The sequence below is a fragment of the Bacillus kexueae genome (assembly GCF_022809095.1).
Classification (GTDB): domain Bacteria; phylum Bacillota; class Bacilli; order Bacillales; family Aeribacillaceae; genus Bacillus_BZ; species Bacillus_BZ kexueae.
In genome coordinates, this window is sequence record NZ_JALAZE010000013.1 from 21,908 (window position 1) to 38,468 (window position 16,561).

Annotated in this window: 14 protein-coding genes; all 14 read left to right on the forward strand. The window is 41.5% G+C overall.

Annotation, left to right across the window (positions count from 1 at the left end):
• Nucleotides 1–271: 271 nt before the first annotated feature.
• Nucleotides 272–3,835, forward strand: a complete 3,564-nt coding sequence (gene rpoB, locus ML543_RS15810) for a DNA-directed RNA polymerase subunit beta (protein WP_243388385.1) — start codon at nucleotides 272–274, stop codon at nucleotides 3,833–3,835.
• 54 nt (nucleotides 3,836–3,889) lie between these two features.
• Complete coding sequence (gene rpoC / locus ML543_RS15815; RefSeq protein WP_243388386.1) at nucleotides 3,890–7,489, forward strand: DNA-directed RNA polymerase subunit beta'; 3,600 nt, start codon at nucleotides 3,890–3,892, stop codon at nucleotides 7,487–7,489.
• A gap of 147 nt (nucleotides 7,490–7,636) precedes the next feature.
• Nucleotides 7,637–7,885, forward strand: a complete 249-nt coding sequence (locus ML543_RS15820) for a 50S ribosomal protein L7ae-like protein (protein ID WP_243388387.1) — start codon at nucleotides 7,637–7,639, stop codon at nucleotides 7,883–7,885.
• A gap of 103 nt (nucleotides 7,886–7,988) precedes the next feature.
• On the forward strand, nucleotides 7,989–8,402 hold the full coding sequence (gene rpsL, locus ML543_RS15825) for a 30S ribosomal protein S12 (protein WP_044747014.1): 414 nt from the start codon (nucleotides 7,989–7,991) through the stop codon (nucleotides 8,400–8,402).
• Nucleotides 8,403–8,450: 48 nt separating this feature from the next.
• Nucleotides 8,451–8,921, forward strand: a complete 471-nt coding sequence (gene rpsG / locus ML543_RS15830) for a 30S ribosomal protein S7 (protein WP_243388388.1) — start codon at nucleotides 8,451–8,453, stop codon at nucleotides 8,919–8,921.
• Nucleotides 8,922–8,972: 51 nt separating this feature from the next.
• Complete coding sequence (gene fusA, locus ML543_RS15835) at nucleotides 8,973–11,051, forward strand: elongation factor G (RefSeq protein WP_243388389.1); 2,079 nt, start codon at nucleotides 8,973–8,975, stop codon at nucleotides 11,049–11,051.
• Nucleotides 11,052–11,165: 114 nt separating this feature from the next.
• On the forward strand, nucleotides 11,166–12,353 hold the full coding sequence (gene tuf / locus ML543_RS15840; RefSeq protein ID WP_243388390.1) for an elongation factor Tu: 1,188 nt from the start codon (nucleotides 11,166–11,168) through the stop codon (nucleotides 12,351–12,353).
• A 738-nt stretch (nucleotides 12,354–13,091) separates the two neighbouring features.
• The gene (gene rpsJ, locus ML543_RS15845; RefSeq protein ID WP_053605171.1) at nucleotides 13,092–13,400 is read left to right on the forward strand and encodes a 30S ribosomal protein S10; all 309 of its coding nucleotides are present in this window, start codon (nucleotides 13,092–13,094) and stop codon (nucleotides 13,398–13,400) included.
• 38 nt (nucleotides 13,401–13,438) lie between these two features.
• The gene (gene rplC, locus ML543_RS15850; RefSeq protein WP_243388391.1) at nucleotides 13,439–14,068 is read left to right on the forward strand and encodes a 50S ribosomal protein L3; all 630 of its coding nucleotides are present in this window, start codon (nucleotides 13,439–13,441) and stop codon (nucleotides 14,066–14,068) included.
• 26 nt (nucleotides 14,069–14,094) lie between these two features.
• Nucleotides 14,095–14,718 carry a 50S ribosomal protein L4 gene (gene rplD, locus ML543_RS15855; protein ID WP_243388392.1) on the forward strand — a complete coding sequence of 208 codons (624 nt, stop codon included), beginning with the start codon at nucleotides 14,095–14,097 and terminating at the stop codon, nucleotides 14,716–14,718.
• The gene (rplW, locus tag ML543_RS15860) at nucleotides 14,718–15,005 is read left to right on the forward strand and encodes a 50S ribosomal protein L23 (protein WP_243388393.1); all 288 of its coding nucleotides are present in this window, start codon (nucleotides 14,718–14,720) and stop codon (nucleotides 15,003–15,005) included. Before rplD ends, rplW begins: the two co-directional genes overlap by 1 nt.
• A gap of 28 nt (nucleotides 15,006–15,033) precedes the next feature.
• Nucleotides 15,034–15,864: a 50S ribosomal protein L2 gene (gene rplB / locus ML543_RS15865; RefSeq protein WP_243388394.1), complete on the forward strand. Its 831-nt coding sequence runs from the start codon at nucleotides 15,034–15,036 to the stop codon at nucleotides 15,862–15,864.
• Nucleotides 15,865–15,921: 57 nt separating this feature from the next.
• Nucleotides 15,922–16,200, forward strand: coding sequence for a 30S ribosomal protein S19 (gene rpsS, locus ML543_RS15870; RefSeq protein ID WP_243292387.1), 279 nt, complete (start codon nucleotides 15,922–15,924; stop codon nucleotides 16,198–16,200).
• Between the two features lie 17 nt (nucleotides 16,201–16,217).
• Nucleotides 16,218–16,559, forward strand: coding sequence for a 50S ribosomal protein L22 (gene rplV, locus ML543_RS15875; protein WP_243388395.1), 342 nt, complete (start codon nucleotides 16,218–16,220; stop codon nucleotides 16,557–16,559).
• Nucleotides 16,560–16,561: the final 2 nt, after the last annotated feature.

Genomic DNA, 16,561 nt, shown 5'->3' on the forward strand with positions numbered 1-16,561 from the left:
ATTATAAAATGCCAATGTGTATTTTCCCGTTGAATAGTTATGTTTAAGATAAATGTTTATATTTTCTATTTATGGGAAGAATAATAAAATCGGTTTTTGTTAAGTGGTTTTTGGAAGAACGCTCTTGCATTGAGAGTGTTTCTTGGGCATTAGGTTTCTCCTAATTGCAAAAGAAAACCCTTTATTTTTGCTTTTTTACTTGTGATTACAAGGCGATTCTCGCTTTGTGTTTGCAAGATTTATATTACGCTTGATTTGAGGGGTGAATCAGTTGACAGGTCAACTAGTTCAGTATGGACGACACCGCCAACGTAGAAGTTATGCACGTATTAGCGAAGTTTTAGAATTACCAAATCTTATCGAAATTCAAACCTCTTCTTATCAGTGGTTTCTTGATGAGGGGCTTCGCGAAATGTTTCAAGACATTTCTCCTATCGAAGATTTCACTGGTAACCTCTCGCTAGAGTTTATTGATTATAGCTTAGGTGAACCGAAGTATTCCGTAGAAGAGTCTAAAGAACGCGATGTTACATACTCCGCTCCGCTCCGAGTTAAAGTACGACTCATTAACAAGGAAACGGGTGAAGTAAAAGATCAGGATGTATTCATGGGGGACTTCCCACTTATGACGGAAACAGGTACATTCGTGATCAATGGTGCAGAACGCGTTATTGTCTCCCAGTTAGTACGTTCTCCAAGTGTATATTACAGTGATAAAGTAGATAAAAACGGTAAAAAAGGATTTACCGCAACTGTTATTCCAAACCGTGGCGCTTGGTTAGAGTATGAAACAGATGCGAAAGACGTTGTGTATGTTCGCATAGATCGCACTCGTAAATTGCCTGTTACGGTTCTTTTACGTGCCCTTGGGTTTGGCTCTGATCAAGAAATCATCGATTTATTTGGTGAAAATGAGTTTTTACGCAACACGTTAGATAAGGATAACACAGAGAGCACTGAAAAGGCGCTATTGGAAATCTATGAACGTTTGCGTCCAGGGGAACCACCTACAGTTGAAAATGCGAAGAGTTTATTAATCTCCCGTTTCTTTGATCCGAAGCGTTACGATTTAGCTAGCGTAGGTCGTTATAAGATTAATAAGAAGCTTCATATTAAGAATCGTTTGTTCAACCAACGATTAGCTGAAACACTTGTGGACCCTGAAACAGGTGAAATTGTTGCGGAAAAAGATACGATTATTGATCGTCGTACGTTAGACCGTATTATGCACAATTTAGAGAATGGGGTAGGCTTCAAATCCATCAACGCAGTAGGCGGTGTGGTTGAAGAAGAAATTACAGTACAATCTATCAAGATTTATGCTCCGAATGATGTAGATGGAGAGCAAGTAATCAATGTTATTAGTAATGCAAACATTGATGAGAGCGTGAAAAATATTACGCCTGCAGATATCATTGCATCTATTAGTTACTTCTTCAACTTATTACACGGTGTAGGAGATACAGATGATATCGACCACCTTGGTAACCGTCGCTTACGTTCAGTAGGTGAGTTACTGCAAAATCAATTCCGTATCGGTTTATCCCGTATGGAGCGTGTTGTGCGTGAGAGAATGTCTATTCAAGATACGAATACGATTACGCCACAGCAGTTAATTAATATTCGTCCTGTGATTGCTTCTATTAAAGAGTTTTTCGGAAGCTCTCAGTTATCACAGTTCATGGATCAAACCAACCCGCTTGCTGAGTTAACGCATAAGCGTCGTCTTTCAGCTTTAGGACCTGGTGGTTTAACGCGTGAGCGCGCTGGATTCGAAGTACGTGACGTTCACTACTCTCACTATGGTCGTATGTGTCCAATTGAGACTCCAGAGGGTCCGAACATCGGACTTATTAACTCTTTATCTTCTTATGCGAAAGTGAATCGTTTCGGCTTTATCGAAACGCCATATCGTCGTGTAGATCCTGAAACAGGGAAAGTAACAAGTCAAATCGATTACTTAACTGCAGATGAAGAGGATAACTATGTAGTGGCACAGGCAAACGCACGCCTTGGAGAAGATGGGTCATTCTTAGATGAGAATATCGTGGCTCGTTTCCGTGGCGAAAACACAGTCGTTAAGCGTGACCGTGTCGATTATATGGACGTTTCTCCGAAGCAGGTTGTTTCAGCTGCGACAGCATGTATTCCGTTCTTAGAGAACGATGACTCCAACCGTGCTTTAATGGGAGCGAACATGCAACGACAAGCTGTACCACTTATGCAACCGGAGGCACCAATTGTTGGTACTGGTATGGAATACGTTTCTGCGAAAGACTCAGGTGCTGCTGTTATTTGTAAGCATCCTGGAGTTGTTGAGCGTGTTGAAGCGAACCGTATCTATGTACGTCGTTATGAAGAAGTAGATGGTCAAAAAGTAAAAGGTGACCTTGATAAATATAACTTATTAAAATTTGTTCGTTCTAACCAAGGAACATGTTATAACCAACGCCCAATCGTTTCTGCTGGAGATGAAGTGGTAAAAGGTGAAATTCTTGCTGACGGTCCTTCAATGGAAAAAGGTGAGTTAGCGTTAGGCCGCAACGTACTTGTTGCCTTCATGACTTGGGATGGATATAACTATGAGGATGCCATCATTATGAGCGAACGACTTGTGAAAGACGATGTTTACACATCTATTCACATTGAAGAATATGAGTCTGAATCTCGTGATACGAAGCTTGGCCCAGAAGAAATTACACGTGACATCCCGAACGTAGGGGAAGATGCTCTACGCAACCTTGATGAGCGTGGTATTGTTCGAATTGGTGCCGAAGTTAAAGATGGCGACTTACTTGTTGGTAAAGTAACGCCAAAAGGTGTTACGGAATTAACGGCTGAAGAACGTTTATTACACGCGATCTTCGGGGAAAAAGCTCGTGAAGTACGCGACACATCTTTACGTGTACCACATGGTGGTGGCGGTATCGTCTTAGATGTTAAAGTCTTTAACCGCGAAGATGGCGACGAATTACCACCTGGTGTTAACCAATTAGTACGTGTGTACATCGTTCAGAAGCGTAAGATTTCTGAAGGGGATAAAATGGCGGGACGCCACGGTAACAAAGGTGTTATCTCGCGTATTCTTCCAGAAGAGGATATGCCATTCTTACCAGATGGTACACCGGTTGACATCATGTTAAACCCATTAGGGGTACCATCGCGTATGAACATCGGTCAGGTGCTAGAGCTACACTTAGGTATGGCTGCACGCAAGCTTGGCATTCATGTTGCGACACCAGTATTTGACGGTGCGCGTGAGGAAGATGTTTGGGCAACTCTTGAAGAGGCAGGAATGGCACGAGATGCTAAAACTCTTCTATATGATGGTCGTACAGGAGAGCCGTTTGACAACCGTGTATCAGTCGGTATCATGTACATGATTAAATTGGCGCACATGGTTGATGACAAACTTCATGCTCGTTCTACGGGACCATACTCACTTGTTACACAGCAACCACTTGGTGGTAAGGCACAATTTGGTGGTCAGCGTTTCGGTGAGATGGAGGTTTGGGCGCTTGAAGCATACGGTGCTGCCTATACACTTCAAGAAATCTTGACTGTTAAGTCGGATGACGTTGTCGGTCGTGTGAAGACATACGAAGCGATCGTCAAAGGTGAGAACGTTCCAGAACCAGGCGTTCCAGAGTCATTCAAAGTATTGATTAAGGAACTTCAAAGCTTAGGTATGGACGTTAAAATTCTTTCAAGCGATGAGCAAGAAATCGAAATGAGAGAGCTTGAAGATGATGAAGAAACAAATCAGTCTGAAGAAGTAACGTTAAATGAAGAAGAAGTGACTGAAAAAGAAAAAGACGTCGTTACAAAAGAGTAACTAACATATAGGCATTAGGGTTAAAACCGGAAGATTAAAAGGGAGGTAGGCCCCTTGCTAGATGTAAATAACTTTGAATATATGAACATCGGTCTTGCTTCACCGGATAAAATCCGTTCTTGGTCATATGGTGAAGTTAAAAAGCCAGAAACGATTAACTATCGTACTTTAAAACCTGAAAAAGACGGTCTTTTCTGTGAGCGAATCTTCGGTCCAACGAAAGACTGGGAATGTCATTGTGGTAAATATAAGCGTGTACGCTACAAAGGTGTAGTGTGTGACCGTTGTGGAGTTGAAGTAACACGCGCAAAAGTTCGCCGTGAGCGTATGGGGCACATTGAGCTTGCTGCCCCTGTCTCTCACATTTGGTATTTCAAAGGGATTCCGAGCCGCATGGGACTAGTTCTTGATATGTCTCCTCGTGCACTAGAAGAAGTTATTTACTTTGCTTCTTACGTTGTAACAGATACTGGTGATACACCATTAGAGAAGAAGCAGCTTCTTTCAGAAAAGGAATACCGTACGTATCGTGAGAAATACGGAAATACATTCCAAGCATCAATGGGTGCTGAAGCGATTAAAAAACTTCTTGAAGACATTGACCTAGATAAAGAAGTAGACCTTTTAAAAGAGGAGCTTAAGTCGTCTCAAGGGCAGCGTCGTACAAGAGCAATTAAACGTTTAGAAGTTATCGAAGCATTCAGAAACTCAGGGAATGAACCTTCTTGGATGATTCTCGATGTACTACCAGTCATTCCACCAGAATTACGTCCAATGGTTCAATTAGACGGTGGACGCTTCGCAACTTCTGACTTAAATGACTTATACCGTCGTGTTATTAACCGTAACAACCGCTTAAAACGTTTATTAGACCTTGGTGCACCAAGCATCATCGTACAAAACGAAAAGCGTATGTTACAAGAAGCAGTAGATGCTTTAATTGATAACGGACGCCGTGGACGTCCAGTAACTGGACCAGGAAATCGACCACTAAAATCCTTATCTCATATGTTAAAAGGTAAGCAAGGTCGTTTCCGCCAAAACTTATTAGGTAAACGTGTAGACTACTCTGGACGTTCCGTAATCGTAGTTGGTCCGAACTTAAAGATGTACCAATGCGGTCTACCAAAAGAAATGGCACTTGAATTATTCAAGCCGTTTGTTATGAAAGAGTTAGTAGAAAAAGGACTAGCTCACAATATTAAGAGTGCAAAACGTAAGATCGAACGTGTTCATCCTGAAGTTTGGGATGTGTTAGAAGAGGTTATTAAAGAGCACCCTGTATTACTTAACCGTGCCCCTACTCTACACAGACTTGGTATTCAGGCGTTTGAACCAACACTTGTTGAAGGTCGTGCCATCCGCTTACATCCACTTGTATGTACAGCGTATAACGCAGACTTCGACGGTGACCAAATGGCTGTTCACGTACCGCTTTCAGCAGAAGCTCAAGCAGAAGCGCGTATCTTAATGTTAGCAGCTCAAAACATCTTAAACCCGAAAGATGGAAAGCCAGTTGTTACACCTTCCCAGGACATGGTATTAGGTAACTACTACTTAACGTTAGAGCGTGATGGTGCAGTTGGAGAAGGTAAGATCTTTAAAGATACGAATGAAGCACTTATCGCATACCAAAATGGTTATGTGCATCTACACACACGTGTAGCAATTCAAGCTTCTTCTTTAAATAATGAAACATTTACAGAAGAACAAAACAAAAAGCTTTTAATTACAACTGTTGGTAAGTTAATCTTTAACGAGATCTTACCAAAATCATTCCCATACATTAACGAACCTACAACAGAAAACATTCAGGAGAAAACACCTGAGAAGTATTTTGTTGATCCGACAGTTAATGTAGCAGAATATATTAAAGAGCAAGAGATTGTTCTTCCGTTTAAGAAAGGAATCCTTGGTAAAATCATCGCGGAAGTGTTCAAGCGATTCCATATTACTGAAACTTCTAAGATGCTTGATCGCCTAAAAGACTTAGGATTCAAGTACTCGACAAAAGCTGGTATTACAATCGGTGTATCAGACATCGTAGTATTAGGTGAAAAAGAAGAAATCTTAAAAGAAGCTCAAGCTAAAGTAGATAACGTGATGAAGCAATTCAGACGTGGTCTTATCACAGAAGATGAGCGTTATGACCGAGTTATCTCTATCTGGAGTGCTGCGAAGGATACAATCCAAAGCAAGCTAATGAAGTCCTTAGATAAGACGAACCCAATCTTCATGATGAGTGACTCTGGTGCCCGTGGTAACGCATCGAACTTTACACAGCTTGCGGGTATGCGTGGACTAATGGCCAACCCGGCTGGTCGTATCATCGAGTTACCAATCAAATCAAGTTTCCGTGAAGGATTAACGGTATTAGAATACTTCATCTCTACACACGGTGCGCGTAAAGGACTTGCAGATACAGCCTTAAAGACAGCTGACTCTGGTTACTTAACACGTCGTCTTGTAGACGTTGCTCAAGATGTGATCATCCGAGAAGAAGACTGTGGAACAGACCGTGGTATCTTAGCTAAAGCGATTAAAGAAGGTACGGAAGTTATCGAAAAGCTTGATGAGCGTATTATCGGTCGTTATGCACGTCGTACGGTGAAACATCCTGAGACGGGTGAAGCAATCGTTAATGAGAACGAATTAATTACTGAAGATATCGCAACAACAATCATTGAAGCTGGTATTGAAGAAGTTTGGATTCGTTCTGCGTTTGCTTGTAACACACGCCACGGTGTATGTAAGAAATGTTACGGTCGCAACTTAGCGACAGGTTCAGAGGTTGAAGTTGGAGAAGCTGTTGGAATCATCGCTGCCCAATCAATCGGTGAACCAGGAACTCAGTTAACGATGCGTACGTTCCATACAGGTGGGGTTGCAGGAGACGACATCACACAAGGTTTACCGCGTGTTCAAGAGTTATTCGAAGCACGTAATCCAAAAGGTCAAGCGATCATTTCGGAAATCGATGGTTATGTCATGGAAATTAATGAAGTACGTGACAAACAACAAGAAATTGTCGTGCAGGGAGAAGTGGAAACTCGCACATACACAGCTCCTTACAACGCTCGTCTGAAAGTAGCAAAAGGCGATAAAGTTGAGCGTGGACAAGAGATTACAGAAGGTTCAATCGATCCGAAAGAATTGTTAAAAGTAAAAGATATTCTAGCTGTTCAAGAATACTTACTGCGTGAAGTTCAGAAAGTATACCGTATGCAAGGGGTAGAAATTGGCGATAAGCATATCGAAGTAATGGTTCGCCAAATGTTACGTAAAGTACGTGTCATTGATCCGGGAGATACGGACGTATTACCTGGAACACTTCTTGATATTCATCAGTTTACAGATGCGAACAAGAAGGTTCTTCTTGAAGGTAAACGCCCAGCGACTGGACGCCCTGTATTACTTGGTATTACGAAGGCTTCACTTGAAACGGAATCCTTCTTATCAGCTGCTTCCTTCCAAGAAACGACTCGTGTTCTTACAGATGCAGCGATTAAAGGAAAACGTGATGAGTTACTCGGCTTGAAAGAAAATGTTATCATCGGTAAGCTTGTTCCAGCTGGTACAGGTATGCAACGTTATCGAAAAGCAAAACCAGTATCAAAAGTTCAAGTAACAGATGAGCCTGTAACGATTGACTAATTTGTGAGCAAACGATAAAAAATTAGATGGATGCAACTAAATGTTTTTAGATAAAAATTCGACATTTAGTTGACATCCATCACCTTATAATGTTAATATAATCAAGGTGCTCAAGATTACACCTGTTACTTTGGAGGATATCAACAAATGTCTTATGAAAAAGTATCACAGGCTGAAAATATTATTGTTGGTACAAAGCAAACAGCAAAAGCACTCAAGACACAACCAGTAAAGGAAGTAATTGTTGCACAAGATGCTGATCCAAGAGTAACGATGAAAGTTATTCAAATAGCAGAGCAAAAGCAAGTTCCTTTAACAAAGGTTGATTCAATGAAGAAGCTTGGAAAAGCTTGTGGCATTGAAGTGGGAGCAGCTGCTGTAGCCATAATAAAGTGAACAATGGTTTTTGTAGACCATTCTACAAAAACTTTGTTTTTTGCCAAAAGATGAACCACCTGGATGTGTGGTCTTAAAAACAGCATGAAGGGAGGAAATTTACATGCCAACTATTAACCAATTAGTTCGTAAGGGACGTACTCGTAAAATTGAAAAATCTAAGTCTCCAGCGTTAAACAAAGGATACAACAGCTTCAAAAAAGAGCACACTAACGTATCTTCACCACAAAAACGCGGTGTTTGTACTCGTGTTGGTACAATGACACCAAAGAAGCCGAACTCAGCGCTTCGTAAATATGCTCGTGTTCGTTTAACAAACGGAATTGAGGTAACAGCTTACATTCCTGGTATCGGACACAACTTACAAGAGCATAGCGTTGTATTAATCCGTGGTGGACGTGTAAAAGACTTACCAGGGGTACGTTACCACATCGTTCGTGGTGCGTTAGATACGGCTGGTGTTGAAAACCGTAAACAAGGCCGTTCTAAATACGGTACAAAACGTCCTAAAAAATAATTGAAATTCTAGCATAAAAGAATTACAGTATGAAGGGAGGCACATACTATGCCACGTAAAGGTTCTGTTGCTAAACGTGATGTATTACCAGATCCGATTTATAACTCAAAATTAGTTACTCGCTTAATCAACAAGATTATGATTGACGGTAAAAGACAAACTGCACAAAAAATTCTTTACAATGCATTCGATATTGTAAAAGACCGCACTGGCAATGATCCAATGGAAGTGTTTGAACAAGCACTTAAAAACATTATGCCAGTTCTTGAGGTGCGCGCACGTCGTGTTGGTGGTGCAAACTACCAAGTGCCTGTAGAAGTGCGTCCAGACCGTCGTACTACTTTAGGTCTTCGTTGGTTAGTTAACTACGCTCGTCTTCGTGGTGAAAAAACGATGGAAGAGCGCTTAGCTAACGAAATTCTTGATGCAGCTAACAACACTGGTGCATCTGTTAAGAAGCGTGAAGACACTCACAAGATGGCAGAAGCGAACAAAGCATTCGCTCACTATCGTTGGTAATTTCTTAGTTATTAATAAACCAATATTCATATAAGGAAGGAGAAATACCCAATGGCAAGAGAGTTCTCCTTAGAAAAAACTCGCAACATCGGTATCATGGCTCACATCGATGCTGGTAAAACTACGACTACTGAGCGTATCTTGTTCTACACTGGTCGTATTCACAAAATTGGTGAAACTCATGAAGGAGCTTCACAAATGGACTGGATGGAGCAGGAGCAAGAACGTGGTATCACAATCACGTCTGCTGCAACAACTGCTCAGTGGAAAGGTTACCGTATCAACATCATTGATACTCCTGGACACGTAGACTTTACAGTAGAGGTTGAGCGCTCTCTTCGCGTCTTAGACGGTGCTGTAGCTGTATTAGACGCGCAGTCTGGTGTAGAACCACAAACTGAAACGGTTTGGCGCCAAGCGACAACTTATGGAGTTCCTCGTGTTGTATTCGTTAACAAAATGGATAAAATCGGGGCAGACTTCTTATACTCTGTAAAAACTCTTCATGAGCGCTTAGAAGCAAATGCTCATGCAATTCAGTTACCTATCGGTGCTGAAGATCAATTCGAAGGAATCATCGACTTAGTAGAAATGAAAGCTTATTTCTACGAAGATGATTTAGGAACTCGTGCAGATGCTCGTGAAATTCCTGAGGAATACAAAGAGCAAGCTGAAGAGTTACGTTCTTCATTAATTGAAGCAGTAGCTGAACTTGACGAAGAACTTATGATGAAGTATTTAGACGGTGAAGAGCTTACAATCGAAGAGATTAAAGCTGCGATCCGTAAAGGTACTTGTAACGTAGAGTTCTACCCTGTTCTTTGTGGTTCTGCCTTCAAGAACAAAGGTGTTCAGTTAATGCTAGATGCTGTATTAGATTACTTACCAGCTCCAACTGATGTACCTGCAATTAAAGGTATCATCCCTGACACAGAAGAGGAAGTTGTTCGTAAGTCTAGCGATGACGAGCCATTCTCAGCGTTAGCGTTCAAAGTAATGACTGACCCTTATGTTGGTAAGTTAACATTCTTCCGTGTTTACTCTGGTACATTGAACTCTGGTTCATACGTTGTGAACTCAACGAAAGGTAAACGCGAGCGTGTAGGTCGTATCCTACAAATGCACGCAAACCACCGTGAGGAAATTCCTGTAGTTTACTCTGGTGATATTGCTGCTGCAGTAGGTTTAAAAGATACAACAACTGGTGATACTCTTTGTGACGAAAAGAACCAAGTTATCTTAGAGTCTATGGAGTTCCCTGAGCCAGTTATCTCTGTTGCTATCGAGCCTAAATCTAAAGCTGACCAAGACAAAATGTCTACAGCTTTACAAAAACTTTCTGAAGAGGATCCAACTTTCCGTGCACATACTGATGCAGAAACTGGACAAACAATCATTGCGGGTATGGGTGAGTTACACTTAGACATCATCGTTGACCGTATGAAACGTGAGTTCAAAGTAGAAGCTAACGTAGGTGCTCCTCAGGTTGCGTACCGTGAAACATTCCGTCAATCTGCACAGGTTGAAGGTAAGTTCGTACGTCAGTCTGGTGGACGCGGACAGTTCGGTCACGTTTGGATCGAATTCTCTCCAAACGAAGAAGGTAAAGGATTCGAATTCGAAAACGCTATTGTCGGTGGTGTTGTACCACGTGAGTACATCCCAGCAGTTCAAGCTGGTCTAGAAGACGCTATGCAAAATGGTGTTCTTGCTGGATACCCATTAATCGACGTTAAAGCGAAATTATTCGACGGATCTTACCATGATGTAGACTCAAGTGAAATGGCCTTCAAAGTTGCAGCGTCTTTAGCTCTTAAGAATGCTGTATCTAAATGTAACCCTGTGTTACTTGAGCCAATCATGAAAGTTGAAGTTGTTATCCCAGAAGAATACATGGGAGACATCATGGGTGATGTTACTTCACGTCGTGGACGTGTAGAAGGTATGGAAGCTCGTGGTAATGCACAAGTTGTTAAAGCTATGGTTCCACTTTCTGAAATGTTTGGTTACGCAACTGCGTTACGTTCTAACACTCAAGGACGCGGAACATTCACTATGCATTTTGACCACTATGAAGAAGTACCGAAAAACATCTCAGAGGAAATTATTAAAAAAAATAAAGGTGAATAATTGATTTTACACCTTTAATCAAGTATAACTACTTATGTGAGACTAGAAAGTGGGGCTGCTGTTCCGCTTTCTATTACCTATACTTATCTAAAAACTCTTAAGGAGGAACTCAGAATGGCTAAAGAAAAATTCGACCGTTCTAAACCACATGCGAATATTGGAACAATCGGTCACGTTGACCATGGTAAAACTACTTTAACTGCTGCGATCACTACAGTTCTTGCTAAATCTGGTAAGGCTGAAGCTCGTGCATACGATCAAATCGACGGTGCTCCAGAAGAGCGTGAGCGTGGTATCACAATCTCTACTGCACACGTTGAGTACGAAACTGACAACCGTCACTATGCACACGTTGACTGCCCAGGACACGCTGACTACGTTAAAAACATGATCACTGGTGCTGCGCAAATGGACGGTGCGATCCTTGTAGTATCTGCTGCTGACGGTCCAATGCCACAAACTCGTGAGCACATCCTTCTTTCTCGTCAGGTAGGTGTACCTTACATCGTTGTATTCTTAAACAAATGCGACATGGTTGACGATGAAGAATTATTAGAATTAGTAGAAATGGAAGTACGTGACCTTCTTTCTGAGTACGACTTCCCTGGTGACGATGTACCAGTAATCAAAGGTTCTGCTCTTAAAGCTCTTGAAGGAGAAGCTGAGTGGGAAGAAAAAATCATCGAGCTTATGGCTGCTGTTGACGAGTACATCCCAACTCCAGAGCGTGACACTGAAAAACCATTCATGATGCCAGTTGAGGACGTATTCTCTATCACTGGTCGTGGTACAGTTGCTACTGGTCGCGTAGAGCGTGGAGTAGTAAAAGTTGGTGACGAAGTAGAGATCATCGGTCTTTCTGAAGAGCCAGCTAAAACAACTGTAACAGGTGTAGAAATGTTCCGTAAGCTTCTTGACTACGCTGAAGCTGGTGACAACATCGGTGCGCTTCTTCGTGGTGTAGCACGTGACGAAATCGAGCGTGGACAAGTATTAGCTAAGCCTGGTTCAATCACACCTCACAAAAAGTTCAAAGCTGAGGTTTACGTTCTTTCTAAAGAAGAAGGTGGACGTCACACTCCATTCTTCTCTAACTACCGTCCACAGTTCTACTTCCGTACAACTGACGTAACTGGTATCATCACTTTACCAGAAGGCGTAGAAATGGTTATGCCTGGAGATAACGTTGAAATGACTGTAGAACTTATCGCTCCAATCGCGATTGAAGAAGGTACTAAGTTCTCTATCCGTGAGGGTGGACGTACTGTAGGTGCCGGCGTAGTAGCTTCAATCACTGAGTAATAGTGATTTATTAAAAAGCGAGTCTTTACGACTCGCTTTTTTTTATTGTTACAGAAAGATTAAGTTCATAAAAGTGTTAAAGTATTCTCTTTAGAGTTTTTTGGTGTCTAGCTCCAAGCGCCATCAGCTCGGGTCGCTTCGGCCCTGCTGTGGTGACGGAAGCCTCCTCGCAGGTCCTTCAACCTTCAACGCCCTTCGCCTAAGGACTTGCGCTTGCGCTTTTTCTGTGAAAATAAAAATTACCTATGAGCTGAATGATCGATCATGATAGGTAGATGGTAGAAAGGAAACCTCGGGGAGAATAAATTTTCATGTCCGGGGTGTGAGTGTAATGTATGTTTCTTATGCTTTCAAATTCGCTCTAGGTTCTCAATCTTCTCTCCAATTAATCATTGGGGTCCGAGTTTCTTCTATTATATATGCATCTTCTTCTATTCTTTGATATTAAGATTCGTAACGTAGATAAAATCAATTAAGTTTTCTGAATATGATAAGAGCTTAAATACACCTTGAAATGACGTATAGTGAGATGTATAATAAAAAAAGTGTGTTGTGGATTAGGAAATTCTATATTTCCCTTGCATCCACAGGCATTTTCCTATATAATATTTAATGTTGGTCTTTGACTGCGATGAAGTGGGAGGTTGCTGACACACCCGGCCGCTTTGCCATGGCGAGTGTGTGGGAAATTCTCACGGAGAACTGTCTATCTCAAGTAGGCGAAAAGGAGGGAAAATAATGGCAAAACAAAAAATTCGTATTCGTTTAAAAGCTTATGATCACAGAATCCTTGATCAATCTGCTGAAAAGATCGTAGAAACAGCTAAACGTTCTGGTGCTAATGTTTCTGGTCCAATCCCATTACCAACAGAAAAGTCTGTTTACACGATTCTTCGTGCGGTACACAAATACAAAGATTCTCGTGAGCAGTTCGAAATGCGTACGCACAAGCGTCTAATCGACATCGTTAACCCAACTCCACAAACAGTTGATGCGTTAATGCGTTTAGACTTGCCATCAGGCGTAGACATCGAAATCAAACTTTAATTTAAAATAGAAGATTAATTTTTTAGGAGGTGTGACTCATGGCCAAAGGAATCTTAGGAAGAAAAATTGGTATGACGCAAGTATTCGCTGAGAACGGTGATTTAATTCCTGTAACAGTAATTGAAGCTACTCCAAACGTAGTTCTTCAAGTGAAAACTAACGAAACTGACGGTTATGAAGCTATTCAAATCGGTTTTGAAGACAAGCGTGAGAAGTTAGCTAACAAGCCTGAAAAAGGTCATGTTGCAAAAGCGGATACTGCACCTAAGCGCTTCATTCGCGAAGTTCGCGGTGCGAACGTATCTGAGTACGAAGTTGGTCAAGAAGTCAAAGTTGATATTTTCTCTGCAGGAGATATCGTAGATGTAACTGGAGTATCAAAAGGTAAAGGATTCCAAGGTGCGATTAAGCGTCACGGACAATCTCGCGGACCTATGTCTCACGGTTCTCGTTATCATCGTCGCCCTGGTTCAATGGGACCTGTTGCTCCAAACCGTGTATTCAAATCTAAAGCATTACCTGGTCGTATGGGTGGAGAGCGCGTAACAGTTCAAAACCTTGAGATCGTAAAAGTTGATGTAGAACGCAACTTACTTTTAGTGAAAGGTAACGTACCTGGACCTAAAAAAGCGTTAATCGAAGTTAAAGCTGCTGTAAAAGCTAACTAATTTTTCTAAGAAAGGAGGAAAACATAATGCCAAAAGTTGCATTATATAACCAAAACGGATCTACAGTTGGAGAAATCGAATTAAACGATTCTGTTTTTGGTATCGAACCTAATAAGCACGTATTATTCGAAGCTGTAGTTATGCAAAGAGCTTCCTTACGTCAAGGAACTCACAAAGTTAAAAATCGTTCTGAAGTAAGTGGCGGAGGTCGCAAACCTTGGCGTCAAAAAGGTACTGGTCGTGCACGTCACGGATCAATCCGTTCACCTCAATGGCGTGGAGGCGGAACTGTATTTGGTCCAACACCTCGCAGCTACGCTTACAAATTACCTAAAAAAGTACGCCGTTTAGCAGTGAAATCTGCTTTATCTACGAAAGTACTTGAAAACAACATTGTTGTATTAGAGGACTTAACTTTAGAAGCTCCAAAAACAAAAGAAATGGTTAGCATCTTAAAAGGCCTTTCAGTAGAAAAGAAAGCTCTTATCGTAACAGCTGACCTTAACGAAGCAGTTGCTTTATCTGCGCGCAACATCCCTGGTGTTGAAGTAGTAACAGCTGCTGGCATCAATGTTTTAGATGTACTTAACCATGATAAGCTAGTGATCACTAAAGCTGCGGTGGAAAAAGTAGAGGAGGTGCTTGCATAATGAAAGATCCTCGTGATATTATTAAGCGCCCCGTAATCACTGAACGTTCTATGGATTTAGTAGCTGAAAAGAAATACACGTTTGAAGTTGATGTTAAAGCTAACAAAACTGAAGTTAAAGATGCTGTAGAGCAAATCTTCGGTGTAAAAGTAGAAAAAGTTAACATCATGAACTACAAAGGTAAATTCAAGCGCGTTGGACGTTTCAGCGGTTTAACAAATCGTCGTAAAAAAGCAGTTGTTAAGTTAACAGCTGATAGCAAAGAAATCGAATTGTTCGAAGCTTAATTCTTAAAAGTGAAGGAGGGAAACTAAGATGGCGATTAAAAAGTACAAACCAACTACTAACGGTCGTCGTGGTATGACAGTATCTGATTTCGCTGAAATCACAACTGACAAACCAGAAAAGTCATTGCTTGCGCCGTTAAACAAGAAAGCTGGTCGTAACAACCAAGGTAAATTAACTGTTCGTCATCAAGGCGGCGGTCATAAGCGCCAATATCGTATTATTGACTTCAAGCGCAATAAAGACGGTATACCAGGACGCGTTGCTACAATCGAGTACGATCCAAACCGTTCTGCAAACATTGCATTAATTAACTACGTTGATGGTGAAAAACGTTACATCATCGCTCCTAAAGGTTTACAAGTAGGTATGGAAGTTATGTCTGGTCCTGAAGCAGACATTAAAGTAGGTAACGCACTTCCACTTGCTAACATTCCAGTAGGTACGGTAATCCATAACATTGAGCTTAAGCCTGGTAAGGGTGGACAGTTAGTTCGTTCTGCAGGTACTTCTGCTCAAGTACTTGGTAAAGAAGGTAAATACGTATTAGTACGTTTAACTTCTGGTGAAGTTCGTATGATCTTAGCAGCTTGCCGTGCAACTGTAGGTCAAGTAGGTAACGAGCAACACGAACTTATCAACATTGGTAAAGCAGGTCGTTCTCGCTGGTTAGGTAAACGCCCTACAGTTCGTGGATCTGTTATGAACCCTAACGACCATCCACATGGTGGTGGTGAAGGACGTGCTCCTATCGGACGTAAGTCACCTATGACTCCATGGGGTAAACCAACTCTTGGTTACAAAACTCGTAAGAAGAAAAACAAATCTGATAAATTTATCGTACGTCGTCGTAAAAAATAACGGGGTTGTCCTACGGTTCGCTAGAACCGTAGCGCAATCACGAAGGGAGGTAACATTATGGCTCGCAGCTTAAAAAAAGGACCATTCTGCGATGAGCATTTAATGAAAAAGATTGAGAAGCTAAACGAAACGGATAGCAAGCAAGTTGTTAAAACTTGGTCTCGTCGTTCAACAATTTTCCCATCTTTTATTGGTCATACAATTGCGGTATATGATGGACGTAAACACGTTCCTGTATATGTAACAGAAGATATGGTTGGTCATAAGTTAGGCGAATTCGCACCAACTCGTACTTACAAAGGTCACGCAAGTGATGACAAAAAAACAAGACGTTAATGAGAGGAGGCCTTTAAATGCAAGCTAAAGCTGTTGCTAGAACAGTACGAATTGCTCCTCGTAAAGCTCGTTTAGTCATTGACTTAATTCGAGGAAAGCAAGTAGGTGAAGCAGTAGCAATTCTTCGTCACACTCCAAAAGCTGCTTCTCCAATTATCGAGAAAGTATTAAAATCTGCAGTTGCAAACGCAGAGCATAACTATGAAATGGACGCTAACAACTTAGTTGTAGCAGAAGCATATGTAAACGAAGGACCAACGTTAAAACGTTTCCGTCCACGTGCAATGGGTCGTGCTAGCCAAATCAACAAACGTACGAGCCACATCACAATCGTTGTATCAGAAAAAAAGGAGGGATAATC

What these genes read in the sequence shown, in the direction of transcription:
- rpsS (WP_243292387.1), top strand. Translation starts at nt 15,922, where the DNA reads ATGGCTCGCAGCTTAAAAAAAGGACCATTCTGCGATGAGCATTTAATG.
- tuf (WP_243388390.1), top strand. Translation starts at nt 11,166, where the DNA reads ATGGCTAAAGAAAAATTCGACCGTTCTAAACCACATGCGAATATTGGA.
- rplW (WP_243388393.1), top strand. Translation starts at nt 14,718, where the DNA reads ATGAAAGATCCTCGTGATATTATTAAGCGCCCCGTAATCACTGAACGT.
- rpsG (WP_243388388.1), top strand. Translation starts at nt 8,451, where the DNA reads ATGCCACGTAAAGGTTCTGTTGCTAAACGTGATGTATTACCAGATCCG.
- rplC (WP_243388391.1), top strand. Translation starts at nt 13,439, where the DNA reads ATGGCCAAAGGAATCTTAGGAAGAAAAATTGGTATGACGCAAGTATTC.
- rpsL (WP_044747014.1), top strand. Translation starts at nt 7,989, where the DNA reads ATGCCAACTATTAACCAATTAGTTCGTAAGGGACGTACTCGTAAAATT.
- ML543_RS15820 (WP_243388387.1), top strand. Translation starts at nt 7,637, where the DNA reads ATGTCTTATGAAAAAGTATCACAGGCTGAAAATATTATTGTTGGTACA.
- rpsJ (WP_053605171.1), top strand. Translation starts at nt 13,092, where the DNA reads ATGGCAAAACAAAAAATTCGTATTCGTTTAAAAGCTTATGATCACAGA.
- rplB (WP_243388394.1), top strand. Translation starts at nt 15,034, where the DNA reads ATGGCGATTAAAAAGTACAAACCAACTACTAACGGTCGTCGTGGTATG.
- rplV (WP_243388395.1), top strand. Translation starts at nt 16,218, where the DNA reads ATGCAAGCTAAAGCTGTTGCTAGAACAGTACGAATTGCTCCTCGTAAA.
- rplD (WP_243388392.1), top strand. Translation starts at nt 14,095, where the DNA reads ATGCCAAAAGTTGCATTATATAACCAAAACGGATCTACAGTTGGAGAA.
- fusA (WP_243388389.1), top strand. Translation starts at nt 8,973, where the DNA reads ATGGCAAGAGAGTTCTCCTTAGAAAAAACTCGCAACATCGGTATCATG.